Raw genomic sequence first — 18268 nt, 5'->3', positions numbered from 1 at the left:
GCTAATTAAGGTGAGCTTACGCTAGCAAGTAAGTACTAACTATCAGCTTGCTAGCGACGTCATATCCAGCACTTTGGCGTGCTTCAATACTTTGCCTTGGCCATAAATGCATTCAATTTCGTTAAGTGCATCTAGCTGCGCCTGTGAGTCTACGCCTTCAGCAATAACCTGAAACTTCAAGTGCTCTGAAATAAGCATAACAGACTGAATAAGTTTTAAGTTTCGTTGAGAACGAGGCAGTGACTTAACAAAGCGATGATCAATTTTGATGAAGTCGAAGGGGTAAGCAAACAAATAACTCAATGAAGCTAATCCGCTTCCAAAGTTATCCAGCACCAAAGTTACGCCCGCACGTTTTAACTTCTTAATAGCAGGAAGAATGAACTGAGAGCGACGATTTAAGTCGTTTTCATCAAACTCAAATACCAGCTGGCTAGGCGTAATACCTGATGTTTCAATCACATTAATCATCTGGTTTACCATAGATGCCTGTAGCAAATGATTAATTGAAACGTTAACCGCTATTTTATTTATCGGGTCGTCGGTATTTTTATAGTGGTTTAACAGCTCGCAGGCTTTGGTTAGCTGGAACAAGTCTAAATCTAGCGTAAGGCCACTATGTTCTGCCACTTGTCTAAACTGCTCTCTGGCAATCTTGCCGTAGGCAGGGTGCGACCAGCGAATGTACATCTCTTTATACAGCGTGCTGTCGTCATTAAGCTTTATAACGGGCTGTAGGAAGTAATCGAACTCTTCTTCGCGCAGTGCACGTCTGAATTCATTTTCAAGCTCAAGCTCTTCAATAAGCCTGTCGCGCATGCTCTTGTCGAACATAACAAAGCGTCCGCGGCCTAGCGTTTTCGCTTGATACATAGCGGCATCAGCATCACGAAGCACTTCATCTGCGGCGCGATAGTAGGTTTCTAAGTGCGCAATACCAATACTTGCACCTGAATACATCTCCCGACCATCAAGCAAGAACGGTTCGGAAATAGATGAAATTATACGGCTAGCCACTTCTTCTACGTCTGCTTCATCTTCAAAGTTATCAAGCAGTACAACAAACTCATCGCCGCCTAAGCGCGCTAACAGGTCGTGACCACGAATACATAGCGCAATACGTCTAGCTACTTCAATTAAGAACTCATCGCCGGCGTGATGACCTAGGGTATCGTTAATAACTTTGAAGCGGTCTAGGTCGATAAACAGCACCGCAAACATGTTTTCGCTGTAACGCTGCTTACTGGCTATAGCCAGCTCTAGGCGACTAGTGAACATTGCGCGGTTAGGTAAATCAGTTAACGAGTCGTGATGCGCGTCGTGAATAAGCTTAAGCTCAATCTCTTTACGCTCTTCAATTTGTTGCTTTAAGAACTTGTTAGCACGATTTAGCTCGGCTGTGCGTTCTTTAACGCGCTCTTCAAGCTCAACGTTATAGCGCTGCATCGACTCGGTATTGCGCTTACGCTCAATGGCTACCGCGATATGATGTGATACAAAGCGCAAAAGCTCTTGGTCGCGAGAATTGTATTTAGCGTGTTTACCGTAGGTTTGTACAGCAATAACACCTGCTATTTCTCCATCTACAACAAGCGGCGAACCTAACCACGAGTTCGCACTGTTTAGCATGGTTTGCGCAACCGACACATCCAAATCGCCAGACTCTGCAAGCTCCAATACTCTGGGTGGGTTAACCAGCTCAGCTTGCCCCGTTCGCAATACGAATTCAGTTAGACCAAGCCCCAAAGGCCTTGAACTTATGTTTTTTTCTTGTGCGTCACTAAAATACGGGAATGCGAGTAGCTCTTTTTCCTTATCAAGAATGGCAATGTAACAGTTAGGTGCGCTAATTAGCCTGGCTAAAATTTCGTGCAGACTGGAGTAAAACACATCCATATCGCCTTCAAGGTTAGCCGCCAGCTCAGATATCTCGAATAAAGCCTGCTGTAGCGACTCTACTTTTTGGCGCTCTAATATTTCTTCTTGAAGGTCGTCGTTAATTTTTCGCAGTTGGCGGGTGCGTTCGCGGATGGTGCGTTCAGTGAGCTCACGGTTTTTTACTCTATCAACCGTGGTAACAATGTGTTGAGAAACGAACAGCAGTACTTCTAAATCTTCTTGCGTATAGTGCACCCCCTCATCATAAGTTTGCACTACCATGGCACCTATGACTTGGCTTCCTCGTTTAAGGGGCACGCCCAGCAGCTCAAACGGCTGTGAGCCAACTAGCTTTATATCATGCTGAGAGGCAAAGTTTTCTTCATCGTCACGTTTGTAAAATAGATGATCGCCGGTTTTGAGAATGTAACCGGTCATGCCGTCCATTAACGATTCAGCGGGGAGCTGGCGAACGGTTTGTTCGTCGAATTCGTCAATGAAGTAAGCGAAATCGACAACGTTACTGTCGGGTTCGTAAAAGGCGACAAAGAAGTTATCGGCATTCATAAAATCGGCAATGATTTCATGAATAGCGGAATAAAGGCGATTAAGGTGACTTACAGAACTGGCAAGTTCAGAAATGTCGAAAAGCGCCTTCTGAACACGTTCAGCGCGCTTGTACTTGTCAGTGAGTTGCTGAAGCTGCGGTATAAGTTCGCGCAGTTCTTCTTCCGTCAACTCATGTTGCGTCGAATCTTGTGACATTCCGCTCGCCAGTAAAAAAGTAACGTTTCCCCAAAGAGTTAAATTACCCGATTAGAGGGTAAAACGCTACTTTTTCCATCAAGTTGTTACGATTTAGCGGGTATTAGATACCTTCAATCATATACTCGATTGCAGCTTTAATTTCGTCATCAGAACAGTTACCGCATGTACCACGAGGAGGCATAGCGTTAATACCGTTTAATGCGTTTTGCCATACGCCATCAAGACCGCGCTCGTCTAGACGTGGTTGCCAGTCTGCTGCAACGTGAACTTTAGGAGCTCCTAAAACGCCAGCTGAGTGACATGCAACACATGCAGAGTTGTAAACGTCTTCACCAGACTTTGCACCGCCAGCTGCGCCAGCACTTCCTTCAGCCGCTGCGCCTGCAACGTGTACCTGACCTACCGGCTTAATGCGATCGGCAATTTCATCGTTACTCATTTCTTGTGCTTGTGCTGCAAAAACAGTTAGCGCAGTAGCAGCAACAGTTAACCAAGTCTTTAATTTCACATCTGTCTCCAGGCAATGATGAATTTGTTTAAAATATAACTGGCCAGATTATAACGGTTAATTGGGGTTGAACAACTATTTGAAGCCAATTACCCATAAAAAGTAAGGATTTTTAACACTTGTTCCAAGCCACCTAAAGAGATTTTAATAAATGAGTTGAAGCCAACCCACCGCGTAAGTATTATTACGCCCCGTTTGCAGCGTACATTTAACTGCGAATTTTTCCTTTGCGAACGTACACGGTTATTACAACCGTAGCATGATCCGCCCTTAGCTCAGCTGGATAGAGCGCGGCCCTCCGGAGGCCGAGGTCAGAGGTTCGAATCCTCTAGGGCGGGCCAATACCCTTTCTGATTACCTATGAAGGAATAATCCCCTTAAGCGTTTCTATATCGGTATCGGGTACACCAGCCTTGGTAAAATAAGATATCCATTCATTAGTTAACGCTTGCACACTAGAAATGATTGTTTTGGCTTTCGCTTGAGAAAGTCCAAACCTTTTAGATTGAGACAGCGCATTTTCGAGCGTTCCTTCTCTGCCGTGAACCCCTATTCCAATTCCATGTTGGCGGGAGTTGTTTATCGGCAATACGTCGTAGGCTGGAGATAAGCGCCATTTTTTATCTGAGAAGGAATACAAGAAAGCGTGATTTCTGGAATGGTCATCAGTGTTACCCATTAAGATATTAAAAACCATGCGTGTGTACAGTTCATGTGCATCTCTCGGCTCTGCTCCATGCTTCATTATAAACTCTGCCAAAGCACCATAACTATAATTCTCAGTTAGTGCCTGCTTCGTCAACTTTTCTTGGCTAATTAGGGAATTAGCACTCAAGAAATGGTGTGTTGGTCTATCAGCGTTACAGTCGAATCGCTCTACTAATAATATTTCTTCTTGTTGGTTGTTCACTATAGATGTGGCTGCAACTCTAACATCCAGTTCTTCTAGCATTGTCATTGTTGCATGTTCTACTAAACATACGTTGTATAAATCATCTGGACGGTTGAATTTCGCTAAGTAATTTATACCACTATCTTCAATCAGTGTTTTAGGTCGGGCGCCACCCATACTGGACCCGTATTCAAATGCTTTTTTGACTTCCTTAGGAATGTCCTCATTTTTAAGAATTGCCCTTTTCCCCTGCAATAAAATGGGGATATCGCCAAGCGTATTCTTATTCTTCTTTGGCTTACTTGCACTTCTAGATAAGCTAAAAGTAAGTGCGCCAACACCCATCCCAGAACCCGCCAGAACGAGCTCTAGGTCATTGCTAGGCTTAGTTGAGTGCAGTGACAAAATAAGCTTTTTACCCCAGCTATCTGCTCCAGCATCTAAGATAGCGCCAAACATCCCTTTATTTACTCTGGTAATAAACTGATCGCTAAGTAGGGGGAGGTGAACTGGATCTAGGGGGAATGCATCATCCCTTTGTAGGTAGCTTTGTCCATATCGAAACTTCCCGATATTGGTCTTTGGGTCTAACTCAACAACGCCACATATAACCGGGTTATTTTCGAGTCCGTCAACAAAAACATAAGCTCTAGAAGTCATTAGGTAACTCCTTTTCTAAGAGTGAGCTTTTTCTCAAGGGGTTATTGCTTACTAATTCGTACTCCTTTTCGATGGTTTCAATAAGTGGGTCAAGCACTTCGAGTTGATTCAATATTGTAAGCAATGTATCCGAATTTATGCCTTTTCCTCGCTCTAACCTGCTAACAGTATTTTTGCTAATACCGGTTCTAAGCGCTAACTCTTCTTGATCCATAGAAGCGGCTCTCGCTTGCTTTACGAGGTTACCAAGTAGTTTTTTCGTATATTCAACCTTGTCCATAAAACACCAAAAATAGCCATTAGTGACGTGATTATTTAAGTATGGCTATTTATTATGAAGTGTCAATTAATTAGCCATAAATGGCGTTTAAAGTTTTAAAGCGCCATTTATGGCGTATTAAGAGGAAATTGTTGGTTAGGTTTTCTCATTTAGGCAGCACTTGTTGGCTGAACGGGCCATTGCTTTCTAAAGCACTGGGCTTATTTCAAGCCTATTCAACTTCAAAGTCATTCCAACGCATAGCAAAGTCGTTATACTGTTTTTCACTACATTTATTTTTTCTACCGTATCAACGAGCCCTTCATGTCGCCTCAGACTTTACGTAACCCTAGTTTTGCTCAGTCACTGGTTTGTTTTAGCGTTATTGTCGCTCTAATAGCAGGAGGGTTGTTTGGCCTAGGTATTAGCCTACACGCACTTATATTTATGTGCTTACTGTGGGTGGGTATTAACGCGTTTAGTTTGGGATACACATACCTACAAATCCGCGATTTAATGACCAGCGCATTAACCCGGGCCATGCCAGCAATCTATATTTTTATCCTCATTGGTATGGTTATCGCCAGCTTTATGCAAAGCGGCACTATCTCAACGCTAATTTTTTACGGTTTAAGTTGGCTAAACCCCAGTATCTTCCTTGCGGTGGGATTAATTTTGTGTGCGGTAATGTCGGTAGCTACAGGCACATCGTGGGGTACGGTGGGCACTATGGGTGTAGTGCTGATGGGTATTGGCGCTGCCATGAACATACCACTGCCCATTGTGGCAGGCATGGTGGTATGTGGCGCGACGTTTGGCGATAAAATGTCCCCGGTGTCTGATACCACCAACCTCGCATCCATGAGCGCGGGTACCAACCTGTATCGGCATATGTACGCCATGCTGCTAACTACACTGCCTAGCTTTCTTCTAACTTTAGTAATTTTCTTGGTAATTGGCTTTAGCTACGCAAACCAAAACTTAAATGTTAACGAAATAATTGAAATAAAAGCAGCACTCGCCAGTCACTATAACCTTGCACCCTATATAACACTGTTACCGCTGGTGTTGCTTACGGTAATGAGCATCAAGAAAGTGCCGGCTGAAGTAACCATGTCGTGCAGTATTCTTCTTGCCGTTATCATCGCTATTTTCTATCAAGACACCAATACCATTAGCGTGCTCAACGCGTTGTGGGAAAACACCCCTCAAAATACGGGTATCGCAAATTTAGATGCCTTACTAGGACGAGGCGGTATTAGCAGTATGAGCTGGACGTTGCTCCTCGCCTTAATGGCAATCGCATTGGGCGGCATACTGCACGGTGCCGGCTTTCTAGCTGCGTTACTGACAGGCATTATTGAACGGGTAAAACGCACAGCAACCCTAATTGCCGTGACCATTGCGTCTGGTTTTCTAGGCAATGTGGCCATGGGCGAGGCCTATATCTCCATCATTTTGAATTGCCAGCTGTTTAAACCGAAATATAAACAGCAGAACCTTGACCCCGCTGTGCTATCTCGGTCGGTAGAAGAAGGTGCCACTATGACCACAGGCCTTATTCCGTGGACAACGGCTGGTGCGTTTTACTCTGCCACCCTTGGCGTTGACGTGCTCGATTATGTGCCCTATGCGTTCTTCAACTATCTAAACGGCGTTGTTGCGGTAACCATGGCCGCATTGGGCATGGGCATGCTAACAACCAAAGCACGAATGAATAAACGCACACCGATTTGAAGCAGCCCAATAGCTAACACAATTCTGATAAACTGTTTTTTAAGATCGCCCGTTTAAAGCCAAACGTATAAAGCATCTATAAAAACAAAACAAAGGATCGTGTATGAGTAGTAATACCCGAGATGCGGCCTCCTCCAAGGCCATTATTAAACAGGAAGGCGCGTTTAGCGTAATCGACAAGCCCACTTTTTTTGGCTCTCTTATTCTTCTTCTCTCTGTCACCATTCCCCTAATTATTTGGCCGGACCAAGGCGCACAGTGGGTGGCAGCCGCAAAAGACTTCGTAACCAGTAAACTTGGTGTTTTATATCTCTTGCTTGGTGTTGGCGCTGGTGGGTTCATGGTGTACATCATGTTCAGCGATATCGGCCAAATAAAACTGGGCGAGCCTGAAGAAAAGCCTGAGTTCTCGCCCGTATCTTGGGCAGCTATGCTGTTTTGTGCCGGTATTGGGGCGTCTATCTTGTACTGGTCAATGATTGAGTGGGTGTATTACTACCAAGCGCCGCCGTTTCACATAGAAGGCGAAACCCCCGAAGCCGCAAAATGGGCTGCAGCCTACGGTATCTTCCACTGGGGCCCGCTTGCCTGGGCAATTTACCTCATTCCCGCCGTACCTATTGCGTACTTCTACTATGTGCGCAATCACAGCGTACTTAAAATCTCTGAAGCACTCATGCCGGTTATTGGCGAGAAAATGGCTCACGGCTGGCTGGGTAAAATTATCGACATCAGCTTTATCTTCGGAATGTTAGGCGGCGGGGCGACCACGTTAGGTTTGGCTGCGCCTATGATCAACGAAGGGGTGCACGAACTATTCGGCGTACCTAAATCGCTTACTACCCAAGTTCTGGTGCTTGTAACCTGTACAGCTATCTTTGGCTACAGCGCGTATGTAGGTTTAAAGAAGGGCATTAAGCTGCTGTCAGACATTAACTTTTGGCTGGCCATAGGGTTGCTACTATTTATATTTGTTGTGGGACCTACGTTGTTTATGGCCAATACCGGCCTAGATGCTTTGGGCCGAGTACTTAGCAACATCATTAAAATGGCTACCTGGCTAGAGCCTTTTGCTGAATTTAATGGCTTTCAAAACACGCATTTCCCTCAAGACTGGACCATATTCTACTGGGCATGGTGGCTGGTATTTGCACCAAGCGTAGGGCTATTTATCGCGCGTATTTCAAGGGGGCGAACCATTCGCACTATGGTGGCGGGCTCCATGTTCTTCGGCACCATGGGCTGCTTTTTATTCTTCATGGTAATGGGGAATTATGGCTTGTATTTGCAGCTTTCGGGTGAGCTAGACGTGGTGAGTATTCTTAACCAAGAAAGCCCTACGGCCGCGATTTTCGCCATGCTACACACGCTGCCATTGGACTACATAGTCATTTTTGTATTCACCTTGTTAGCGCTAATCTTTACCGCAACTACCTTCGACTCCATTTCTTACATTCTGGCAGCTGTAGTGCAAAAAGAAGTAGACGAAGAGCCATTGCGGTGGAACCGTTTGTTCTGGGCTTTCGCGTTATCGTTTATGCCTATAGTGCTTATGTTTGTAGGTGGATTAGAAACGCTTCAAACGGCGTCGATAATAGGGGGCGTTCCGCTATTGGCTGTAGCCTTAATGTTATGTATTGCCATAGTGCGGGCGGCCAATTACGACATGCGTTACCAGCCCGATTACTCGGTAAAAGAAATCAATATAGGGGAATTCCCCGACGACGACCCGTGGAGCGAAGAAGGCACATGGGATATTGATGAAGAGGGCGAAGAGAGTGATGGCGAAACACCTATTGCCGCAAAGCCTAAACAAAGACCGCCAAAAGGCCACGTTGAGGGCGACCCGCACAGTAGACCGTCGCGGTTGTAGCTTTTATCGTATCTGAATGAAACAAACGCCGCACAAGGGCGGCGTTTGTATTAGCTGAGCACAATTAGCGTACCCTAAAAAAGCGACTGTGGTACTGTAATCACCGTTTGCACCCTTTCAACTTTACGTATGTAGCAGAATGTCAGTTAAGAATTATCAGAAATTCTATCAGCCACTAAACGCGGTACATTCGGCTGATTTTAATCGCTGCATTTACTGCGGCTGCGAAGCTGCACGGCAAGACTTTATTCCACCCATAAAATTCATTCACGACTGGCAAGACGGACATCTACAGGCCGACTTTGTTACCGTACCTTCATGCAACGAATGCACTGACCTTTTAAAAAATGAAAACAACGCCACGCTAGAACCCAGAATAACGGTGTTAAAAAAGCGGTTGGCGGAAAAGTACAAAAAGGCAATTGGGGTATTTAACCACTGGAGCAAGGAAGAGATTGAAGAAATGGACGCGGCATTTCAAATAAGCCTAAAAGGCGGCATGCGATTAGGCAAAGAAACCCTTTCCCGTCTTCAATTTGCAGGGTTCGATTATGAAGTGAATGGGAGTATTACGCGGGTGGCAAAACCTCAACGCGAGGTGTTTAAAGTGTTCGACGAAGAGTTTAGCAGCTTTAGAGAAGCGCTAGCCTTTGCCAGCGCGACATACAAAATCAAGAAAAGCCGACTAAGTCAGCTTTATTTCGATAATGACGAAAGCTTTGATAGGGCGATTGAGGCTTTTCATGGGCTGGTTAGGGGTAACCCATAAAGCGCTGATTGGTGGCTTTGCACTCCGGGGGCAGAGGTTCGAACACTATCAAGCCCTCCATTTTTTAAGGTTTGGCCGTTAATCCCCAAAAGCAAAGTAGTTCAAAGGCCTAGTATGTGTTGAAAGGGCGGAACCATCATTCTTGCCCGTTTTTTAAAAAATACAAATCAGAAAACCCCATTTTTGCAAATTCGGTATCTCTGAAGTTTCTTACGGTTTTTTTGTCTTTACTGATAGCGGCAAGTTGCTGTTCAGTTTGCAGGAACTGGGAAAGATCTATTCCCTCAGCTTCGGCCACGGCTTCATGCATATTTTGATGGCGGCTGTAAGAAAAATTTATCTCTTTTGCCACACCTTTAAACTTATAACGTACTTTATGGGCCATGTTCTACTCAAGTTGGTCGATGTAATTCAAAAACTGGTTAACCGGTATTATAAACTCAATTAGCGCCAATGATTAGCGTGTTAAAAAAGCGGGTGGCAAAACCACAGCGTGAGGTGTCCGATGAAGAATTCAGTCGTTTTAAAGAAGCGCTAGTCTTTGCCAGTGCGACATACCAAATAAAGAAAAGCTGACTAAGCCAGCTTTATTTCGACAATGATGAAAGCTCTGATAGGGCGATTGAGGGTTTTCACAGTCTCATCGAAAATAAGTGATAGATAGTAGGAGTAACGTTATTTGATGTAAGAAAAATGCTTATATTCAAGTGGTTTACTTAAATACTTAAGATTGGCTAATTATACCAATCTGTTGACGAATTCCATTGTCTTGCTGAAACTATTAATGTTAACTTACTAGACTAAAGACTAACTATAAGGATGTAGGATGCGTTTTATTGACGTTTTAAGCGTATTGTCTAAATCTTCCCCTTACGCAGTTTCTACTGAAAATAAATATCCAGATCTGAATAACTTGTTAGACAAGGTCAAAAAGGATCTGTACGTAACTATGCCAATTGAGCAAAAAGTTAAAGAGGTCATATCTTTATTAAATGATCGACCTCGACAAGTCTTTTTCTTATGCGGTAGCAGTGGAGATGGTAAGTCTGAGTTGTTGGTTAATACTATCGATCAAGCTGAGGAGCATGTTCGCTTCCATCTCGATGCAACCCACAGTTTTGATCCACATGAAAATGCCGTCCAAACCCTCGATAAACTATTTGACGAATTTGAGCAAGGTAAGTTTTCTTTAGTCGTGGGTATTAATGTCGGCATGTTGGGCAATTACGAGCAAGAAGGGCGAAATACGCTTTTTAAGTCAGCAATCAAGGCTTTCCAGCATAATAAGACAGAAGTGGCTGGTTTTACCTTTGTTAGCTTTGAAGATTATCCGAAATTTGAGATTACCCCAAACGGAGTCCAAGCCGATTTTGCTCGCAAGGTTATGGCTCGCATTACGTCACCTGATTCATTATTGTTCAAAATCTATCAGCGAGAGAGCGCTAACCAACTAGATGCCGAAAGCCAACGCATGGTAATAAATTACCGCCTAATGTGCTTGCCTGAAGTGCAGGACGTAATCGTTGAGTTGCTGTTTAAAGCCCGTTTGGTGCGAGACCAATTTCTTACTGCAAGGGGTCTTTTAGATTTTGTCTATCATTTGCTTACTGGTGCTGGCTATTTGTTCGATAACTTATTTAGCGGTGGCGACAATGAGCTGGCTGATAAGTTAGTTGAGTTTGACCCAGCATTACTACGCACAAAAGTGATTGACCGCTTTTTAATGGCGGAAGATCTTAAATTGGAAAATAGGCAATTTGATTTGTTCTGCACTGAAGTCGCAGAAAAATATGATCTTCCTAGCCTTTCGAATCCAAAGTCATATATCAGATTATTTTACATACTTAAAAATAGTGAATTGGAAGCTAATTTCACTAAACAGTTTCAGCGAGACTTTGTACAACACCTACTTAGCGATTATCTCGATGTTTATCGTGTGCATGTTTTTTTTGAAGACACGCTAACGTGTCGGGAAAAGCTCAAAGTTTTTTATAATAAAAAGTTGATATCAGCGCTTCGCTTGTATATCAACCGTAATGCACCGCAACTTTCTAACAAGCAGTTTCTGGTAGCGCAACTTGAAAACTACAAAATAGCGGCACAGCTCGATATAAAGCCTGATATCGCAGCAATTAAAGCCAATAAGTCGATTAAACCAAATACTTTTTTTGCTCATCTAAAAGTCGGGGGGGAATTGTTAGCCGTTGAGGTCAACATTAACCTGTTTGAGTTGCTCGATCGGATTAATGCCGGATATCGGCCGAGCAAGAATGACCGCAGTGCAGTTATTCTGCTTAATGAAGTTGCCAGTAAAATCGCCCTTATTGCCCGCGAGTCCAGCGAATTACTGATCAGTTCAGAGTCTGCGCAATATAAGTTCAGCCAGGATGACGACTATATTGAAGCAGAGGAGTTATAACAAGATGCCACTAGCTCAGAATTTAGAGCCTCAAATTAATAGTGCGGCAACCTATTTCCCCATCTCTGCCCGCAGCGATAAAAGTAACGAATTTGATTGGGAAATAGTGAACCGCTTCTTTGTCAGCGAGTTATTTTCAATTTCTGCAAATGACAAAAAACTCGCGCAGTTTCAACTGCGCTGTAGAGAACATTTTATAAATAAACTAAGCGACCCAGCAATGTGGGATGTGGTTGAGAAAATTTACTTCTCCAAATACAGCATTAAAAATATTGCTCCGGAAATGCAGATATTTAGCGGCAGTTGGTCTGAAGATGCGAATCCGGCGCCAGCAAACCGTATCGTCAATGTACTAATGACCTTACTCGATACTTTGCATTTGAAGCCACCTGCCGATGCGAAGCTAAACTTTATTGAAAAAGAAATTCGCACTGCTTTTCAAGCCGAATTTAAGCCAGAAAAATCTGCGATTAAGGGACAAGCGTTATTACCTTACCTACCACCACTGGCAGAGGTTTTTAGGGCTGATTTACACTACTTGCTGAGCAAACAACATTACTTTCTGGCCCACCTTTCTCACCTTTTGCGTTTTTACGTTTTTATTTACACCTGCCAGATAGCATTGTCGATAAACAGCTGGAAGGATGGTGAGCCGCAAAAGCTCAAAGACTGTTATTTTATACTAGATAACGAAAAGGCCAGCAAAGAGCGCAGCATGCTGCGTGAGCGTGGCTGTAAGCAGGTTGAGAAAGGTATAGAGTCTTTATTTCCGGTGCTGGCAATGAACGAGTCTTTACAAGAAAAAGAACCGGGTATACTTCCGCTATGGGCCTTGTACCCAGAACTAACCGATGATGTTCTAAGCAGATTGGTAAAGTATGCAGTGGCTTTCGCAGCAGACAGAGATCTTAATTTTGATCCAGCAAATATCACAACAGTAGATGAAGCCATATTAGCACTACTCGATTTATCAAAACGGCAGTTTAATAAGGGTGAGACACGCTCTGCCGCCGGTAATAAATTTATCAATTTCACCAAGTCAGCGTTATGCAGCAACTTTACTCGCACTCGGGGCAGTGCAGGCAAAGTATTTGTAATTGATCAGGAATACTTATTATTACTCACCAACTTGGCTATTGGCGAGCAAGGTAAACTGCGTTTACACGAGTTAATTATTGAATTTCAAATGCGTGGTGTCTTTTTCGACCGGGAAAGCCAAACAGCCTTGGTAGAGTTTTATGAGCGGCTGGGTAATGTTGAGCGATTAAGTGATAGTGGGGATGCAGTGTATGTCAAAGCGACAATATGAGGATTTTTTGGTAGCACGCTTTTGTAACTGGGCGGTGCAAAATCTGCGTATTGGTGAACGTATTCATTTTCGCTCCCCGGATGACGCAAATAGTTTACTGCTGTATGAGGCCTTTATCAGGCAGACAGTGGCAGAGCTTGAGGTCGTGGTTGAGCAAAAATCCAGATACTTGCCGTACTTGCAGATCGGTAGTTATCAGGTTATTCCAGTTTTACATGCAGAGCGTGGCGTGGGTTTTACCGATAGCTATATTTCAACACTGCGAGACTTGGTTTCTACCTCACAGGGACAATTAAAAAACAGCATTTTGCTTATTATCCATAACTCGTCGCTGGACACACTTAATAACTCATCGCGCAATCTTTGTCTGGCCGAGCATGATGTATGGAATCCTGCTGTAATCCGTGACGCGCTAAAAGATATGATTGAGCCTCACGCTGCAAGTCGAACAATTTCAGAAGCACTATTGGATCATCAGTTCGATTCGATCCTTGCCGACGGCGCGACCATGTTTGGTTTTCGTGATCTTTACAATGCTGTGCAAGATGGTCATATCGAATTTAAAGAGCTTAACTTGCTGAACGACCCGGCAATTGGCGGCTGGGATAATGCTGCTGCCATTGACAAACGTCTGACTGAAAATAAAAAGCTAAAAGAGCAAATTGAGCACTTAGTAGAGCAGTATCCGTCCGAACTACATGAGAAGTTGAAAGAGCTGGATTTCAGTGAAAAGTTTATCAAGCAACATTTCTCTGATGGCGACCTGGTAAGCTGGCGCAGTACGCTGGATTACGGCGAATGCAAAATAGAGCAACAGAAAAACAGAGAAAATCTGTTGGAGCTGGAGAGCGAAAGCGTCGATTTCGGCCATAAGGTTTACCCAGGAGCGAAAGCTGATAGCGGCGCAGGCGCCAGAGAGCGATACTTTATCATTGAAATCCTCGAAGCTGAGCTGAATTTCAAACTGAATTTAAGTTTTATTAATGGTCAAATCAAAGATGACCAGGTCAAACTTAGGCCGCAAGATAAAAACATCTCTGTTACGGTAAATAAGCGCTCGAACAAGCGCAATGTGATTGAGGTCTCTGGCAGTTTTAGTGGTAGCCCCACCTTTTTTAGTCTTGAATTAAAGCGCAGCAAACCACAAGAAAATTACCGTTATCGAGTACTGTTGTTACCTGCAGGCGCTTTTTTTGTACCGGGTTTTGCGACTAACTTTATGTTAGTACCAGCTAAAAGAAAAATTGTCCTGCAAACCGATGTTACAGCTATGCAGCTGGCCGAGAGTGGCTCTGCGGTAACGATGACAGAAAATGGACAAGAGTTTGATGTAAACGCAACGGGTTCGATAGATTATGAAACTCTGGTTAATGCCACTGACCGTTTACACTTCAACATTCGAAGCGGCGAACACCTTTTACAGTTTGATGTCGAAGGGGCGGTGTCATCAGACTCCCTGTCTTTGCCATTGCTTTTAGACAAAGATCTACATACGCGCTTATTTAACAACGATTTCTATGGCGTGTTTAACCCATTAAACGGGAAGGTATCGCTGGATGGTAAAGAGTTAAAACCGCGTACTGAGCATCGAAAGTTACTGAAAGCTGAGGCTGAATTATTACAACAGCAATTGTTGTCGGACGCCGTCGCAGGGCGCACTGCTATCTACGTAGACGATTTAGCTAAGCCGTATCCAGATTTATTCGCCGACTACACTAACTTATTTACTTATCTCAACACCAAGCGGACGCTACTAAGTCTGTCCGCTTTTGGAGGGGACATTGCAGCCATTATCAAGCGGCTGGTAAATAACTACATTTCGGCGCTACAACAAATTCAAACCACACGGTTGTTAAGTGTCGAAGAACAAATACTGATCAATATTGGCTTTGCCAAGATTGAAAACGAAGAATATTTAACACCGTACCACCCTTTAAACCTAGCTTATTTCGCCTCGCTAAGCGATGCAATGAAGGCGGATGACACTAAATCCTTTAAAACGCTGCCATCTCCAACAATGCGTCGGTTAAATGCCGAGGGTTTATTGCCATTTAACTGGCATAATTACCATGACTTTAGCTACAGCCAGGTCGTTAAAGAAAACCCGATGTGGCTGCAGGTGGTACCGTCCAGACAAACACAGCTGGACTACATTCAACGACTGGTAAGGGATAAAACTAAAGAGTTTGTTGAGGCGTTTTCTACGTTATTTGCCAGCGGCGAAAAAGACACTCTATTAATTAACTCCGTTAATAATGGCCACAACAAAGAAATGTTATTGGGGCTGGTAGAGTACTTTAAAAAAAGCAAACCTGAGCAAACCAGCCGGATCCATATCAACTTGTATGATGAGCAGCTACAGCATACTTACTTTGATGAAGTTGCTGATGCGGAAACCTTAGCCGAAGTAAAGCAGCTATGTGAACTTACAGCTAACAAAGACGATGCTGATAGCGCTATTGATATGTTGCGCCGGCGAATTACTTACAGCAAATTCCGGTTACCAAAGGCTGGCGACAGCTTTAATTATGCCCATTTAAGTTTTGTCAGAAACAACACTCCAGTAATGAAATCACCGGTAGACATTATGGCCGAGAAGAGCGGCATTGCCTGCCATGGTTTACTTGCGGGTGAGACATCTTACGATGAACAATCCGATTACTTCACTACTGCTGGCCTGGCAAAAATTAACCTGGACGACGCACTGCAACTGCGAGTGATGCAAAAGTATAGTGCCCTGTGTAAAGCCGCCTGGTTGGGGGAAAAATACAGCGAAACCAGTAGTCTGGCACTTAAAGTGTCAAATCAACTGCAGCAACTGTTAGGAGCGGTGTATGAAGACAGTATCTGGACCACCATCATTGATCCTAAAGTTACCCTGAAGTTTTTCAAAAGCCAAAAGGATGCGGTATTAATTCATTACTCGGATAACTACACCAATTCTGCAAACTATGACGCCATCACAGTCACCAAACGGCGCGATTTTTATGATCAAATTCTGGCACAAGGTAACCAGGGATTGATTGATGAGTTTAATGCTTTTAACGGTGAATGGCTCTTAAAAATGCTCACCCTACCCGACAATGAACGGAGGGAGAAAAAAAGCATTATCGCCGCTTACAAATACGTTAATTGCCTGCTTTATCATAGCGATATTACCTGGGTGCCACTTAGCGTAGCTGAGATGCTACGTGTAGCTGGTAACATTGGCTTGAAAATGAGTGACGCTGACTTTAGCCGTTATTCACAGGGCGTGCGCCAGGGCGCCATTTCGGACGATGTGTTGTTCGTTGGCTTTAAACAGCAGCAAATGTATTTGCTACCGCTTGAAGTTAAAGTAGGTAAAAAGCAAAAACACGACAAGGGTGTACGCCAGGCCAAAGAGCTAAAACGCTATCTAGTTGAGCAGCTATTTGGCCGGTCAGATTTAGCCGGCCATTTATACCGAGGTTTATTTATCCGGCAAATTTTTATGCAGGTAGATAAGTACGAGTTGTATCAGGTATATGCAAAACCGTATTTCTCCAAATTAAAGGACGAGTGCGAATGGTGGTTACAGGGAGATTACACCCTGGCAAATATTGACGGATACCCTGAAGGGTTTGTGTTGGCCTTTATCGAAGGGGATTACTGCAATGAGCAGTACGATCTAGAGCGAAACATTCTCCAGATAAAATTGCCCAGTGGCTATCAAGCGAAGTTTGTTAGCACGCCAATGCAAACCTTGCTGGCCGACTGCAATAGCAAAGCGTTGGGTTTTATTGATGACAAATTCATTCTGCAAGGCGAAAGCTCGCCAGTTGCTATAGAGTGGACTACAGAAGCTGTTGATGAGGATGAAGACGAGAAGCCGCAAGTAAACGTCGAATCAGACAACGTTATTGTCTATCCGTATAGCCACATGCCAGAATCAACCCTAAGCAACCAAGTTGCTCAGACAGAGTCTAACTATGTGCCTTTGGCGGATAAACTAAACAACAGCCGGGTGTTAATTGGCCATTCGCCTAAAACGCAAGATGCTATTTACTGGGAATTTGGCCATAAAGATCTGGCTAACCGCCATCTGATAATTTTCGGTAACTCTGGCCAGGGTAAAACCTACTGTATTCAGGGTTTGCTGATGGAGTTGGCGAAGCATTCCATTAACTCTATGGTGGTTGACTACACCAATGGCTTCTTGCCTGAGCATCTAGAGTCGGAATTTATTGACAGTGTAAAACCTAGAACAGATTTAATTGCCGATAAACCATTAAAATTAAACCCATTTGAAAAACAGAAGAACATCGTAGCGGGAACTGAGTTGACCGATAAAGCTTACGACGTCGCAACACGGGTAGCATCGGTATTTAAATCAGTATATTCCAGCATTGGCGATCAGCAGTTGCCAACCTTAATCCGGGTTATTGAAGAGGGACTAGAAACCTATGGCGAGCAGTATAACTTTGAGCATATGCTGCAAGCCTTGGAGAATTACGATCAAACCGGTGTTAAGGTCGCTAACAAGCTGTTGCCATTGGTCAAAGCTAATATCTTTGCTTTTGACGACACAGATGGCTGGAACGACATTTACCAATCGAAAGACTCAGTGTGTCGGCTTATTCAAATGGCGCGTCTATCGCGTAATGTTTGGTTGGCGGCGGTGGAGTTTATTTTGTGGGATCTGTACTCCTACGCTTGTTTGCATGGAGATAAAAACTCACCTTTGCCAATAGTACTGGACGAAGTACAAAACCTGGACCATCGTCTAGAGAGTCCTCTCGGCAAAATGCTCACAGAAGGCCGCAAATACGGGATTTCGCTGATTCTTGCAACCCAAACCATGAGTAACCTTGGTAAAGACGAACAAGATCGGTTATTCCAGGCCTCGCATAAGTTGTTCTTTGCACCCGCTATGACAGAAGTGCAAACCTACGCCAAGTTATTAGAGCAGGCAGTACCGGGTTCTGATAAAAAATACTGGCTGACGGAGTTATCAAAGCTGAAAAAGGGAGAGTGTATATCTGTAGGTATGCATGCTAATTCAAGCGGTGTATTAGTGCAGTCGGCTAAGCACTTAAAAGTGGGTAAATTAGGTACTAGATAGACTGTAGGGAAATAATAAAACAAGCTGTTACGGTTGTAGGATATTATTAACTTTAGTCAGAATCTAATAATTGTTGTGTTGAATAAGGAAGCAATGAAACCTATTGCACAAAG

The 18268-nt window shown here is 43.8% G+C and carries 11 protein-coding genes, 1 tRNA gene and 1 pseudogene; 8 read left to right on the top strand and 5 right to left on the bottom strand.

Features of this window, described 5'->3' with window-relative positions; translation table 11 throughout:
• Positions 1-42: 42 nt before the first annotated feature.
• Together NO989_RS13385 and NO989_RS13380 are read right to left on the bottom strand one after the other, a co-directional pair.
• Positions 43-2643, bottom strand: a complete 2601-nt coding sequence (locus NO989_RS13385; RefSeq protein ID WP_014947774.1) for an EAL domain-containing protein — start codon at positions 2641-2643, stop codon at positions 43-45.
• A 103-nt stretch (positions 2644-2746) separates the two neighbouring features.
• Positions 2747-3154, bottom strand: a complete 408-nt coding sequence (locus NO989_RS13380) for a cytochrome c5 family protein (RefSeq protein ID WP_014947775.1) — start codon at positions 3152-3154, stop codon at positions 2747-2749.
• Positions 3155-3418: 264 nt separating this feature from the next.
• On the opposite strand from NO989_RS13380, the gene NO989_RS13375 reads away from it, so the two are divergent.
• Positions 3419-3495, top strand: a tRNA-Arg gene (locus NO989_RS13375).
• A 17-nt stretch (positions 3496-3512) separates the two neighbouring features.
• Here NO989_RS13375 and NO989_RS13370 read toward each other — a convergent pair.
• Both NO989_RS13370 and NO989_RS13365 read right to left on the bottom strand, forming a co-directional pair.
• Positions 3513-4706: a type II toxin-antitoxin system HipA family toxin gene (locus NO989_RS13370; protein WP_049587545.1), complete on the bottom strand. Its 1194-nt coding sequence runs from the start codon at positions 4704-4706 to the stop codon at positions 3513-3515.
• Positions 4696-4986, bottom strand: coding sequence for a helix-turn-helix domain-containing protein (locus NO989_RS13365; RefSeq protein ID WP_371342723.1), 291 nt, complete (start codon positions 4984-4986; stop codon positions 4696-4698). The genes NO989_RS13370 and NO989_RS13365 overlap by 11 nt, the downstream gene beginning before the upstream one ends.
• A 303-nt stretch (positions 4987-5289) precedes the next feature.
• On the opposite strand from NO989_RS13365, the gene nhaC reads away from it, so the two are divergent.
• The 3 genes from nhaC (at position 5290) to NO989_RS13350 (ending at position 9344) form a co-directional block, all read left to right on the top strand.
• Positions 5290-6702 (top strand): Na+/H+ antiporter NhaC, encoded by a 1413-nt coding sequence (gene nhaC, locus NO989_RS13360; protein WP_371342722.1) that lies wholly within the window; start codon positions 5290-5292, stop codon positions 6700-6702.
• A gap of 103 nt (positions 6703-6805) precedes the next feature.
• Entirely contained in the window at positions 6806-8575 is a 1770-nt protein-coding gene (locus tag NO989_RS13355; RefSeq protein WP_371342721.1) for a BCCT family transporter, read from the top strand.
• A 139-nt stretch (positions 8576-8714) separates the two neighbouring features.
• Complete coding sequence (locus NO989_RS13350; protein WP_371342720.1) at positions 8715-9344, top strand: hypothetical protein; 630 nt, start codon at positions 8715-8717, stop codon at positions 9342-9344.
• A gap of 136 nt (positions 9345-9480) precedes the next feature.
• On the opposite strand, the gene NO989_RS13345 is transcribed toward NO989_RS13350, so the two are convergent.
• Entirely contained in the window at positions 9481-9729 is a 249-nt protein-coding gene (locus NO989_RS13345) for a DUF2960 family protein (protein ID WP_014947779.1), read from the bottom strand.
• A gap of 89 nt (positions 9730-9818) precedes the next feature.
• Between NO989_RS13345 and NO989_RS13340 the strand changes: the two are divergent.
• From NO989_RS13340 to dptH, 4 genes and pseudogenes are all read left to right on the top strand, one after another.
• Positions 9819-10001, top strand: a pseudogene (locus NO989_RS13340) (hypothetical protein); the annotation flags it as partial.
• Between the two features lie 169 nt (positions 10002-10170).
• A complete protein-coding gene (gene dptF / locus NO989_RS13335; RefSeq protein ID WP_371342719.1) occupies positions 10171-11763 on the top strand; it encodes a DNA phosphorothioation-dependent restriction protein DptF in 1593 nt (530 codons plus the stop codon).
• Positions 11764-11767: 4 nt separating this feature from the next.
• The gene (gene dptG, locus NO989_RS13330; protein WP_371342718.1) at positions 11768-13072 is read left to right on the top strand and encodes a DNA phosphorothioation-dependent restriction protein DptG; all 1305 of its coding nucleotides are present in this window, start codon (positions 11768-11770) and stop codon (positions 13070-13072) included.
• A complete protein-coding gene (gene dptH / locus NO989_RS13325; protein WP_371342717.1) occupies positions 13053-18155 on the top strand; it encodes a DNA phosphorothioation-dependent restriction protein DptH in 5103 nt (1700 codons plus the stop codon). The genes dptG and dptH overlap by 20 nt, the downstream gene beginning before the upstream one ends.
• Positions 18156-18268: the final 113 nt, after the last annotated feature.

Source organism: Alteromonas sp. DY56-G5 (genome assembly GCF_041414725.1).
GTDB classification, from domain to species: domain Bacteria; phylum Pseudomonadota; class Gammaproteobacteria; order Enterobacterales; family Alteromonadaceae; genus Alteromonas; species Alteromonas macleodii.
Note: the sequence above shows the minus strand (reverse complement) of the source record. Positions and strands in the feature narration are given on the sequence as shown.

Excerpts from the sequence above, each read along its gene's own strand:
- NO989_RS13385 (WP_014947774.1), bottom strand. The coding sequence starts at position 2,643 with ATGTCACAAGATTCGACGCAACATGAGTTGACGGAAGAAGAACTGCGC.
- NO989_RS13370 (WP_049587545.1), bottom strand. The coding sequence starts at position 4,706 with ATGACTTCTAGAGCTTATGTTTTTGTTGACGGACTCGAAAATAACCCG.
- NO989_RS13365 (WP_371342723.1), bottom strand. The coding sequence starts at position 4,986 with ATGGACAAGGTTGAATATACGAAAAAACTACTTGGTAACCTCGTAAAG.
- nhaC (WP_371342722.1), top strand. The coding sequence starts at position 5,290 with ATGTCGCCTCAGACTTTACGTAACCCTAGTTTTGCTCAGTCACTGGTT.
- NO989_RS13355 (WP_371342721.1), top strand. The coding sequence starts at position 6,806 with ATGAGTAGTAATACCCGAGATGCGGCCTCCTCCAAGGCCATTATTAAA.
- NO989_RS13350 (WP_371342720.1), top strand. The coding sequence starts at position 8,715 with ATGTCAGTTAAGAATTATCAGAAATTCTATCAGCCACTAAACGCGGTA.
- NO989_RS13345 (WP_014947779.1), bottom strand. The coding sequence starts at position 9,729 with ATGGCCCATAAAGTACGTTATAAGTTTAAAGGTGTGGCAAAAGAGATA.
- dptF (WP_371342719.1), top strand. The coding sequence starts at position 10,171 with ATGCGTTTTATTGACGTTTTAAGCGTATTGTCTAAATCTTCCCCTTAC.
- dptG (WP_371342718.1), top strand. The coding sequence starts at position 11,768 with ATGCCACTAGCTCAGAATTTAGAGCCTCAAATTAATAGTGCGGCAACC.
- dptH (WP_371342717.1), top strand. The coding sequence starts at position 13,053 with ATGTCAAAGCGACAATATGAGGATTTTTTGGTAGCACGCTTTTGTAAC.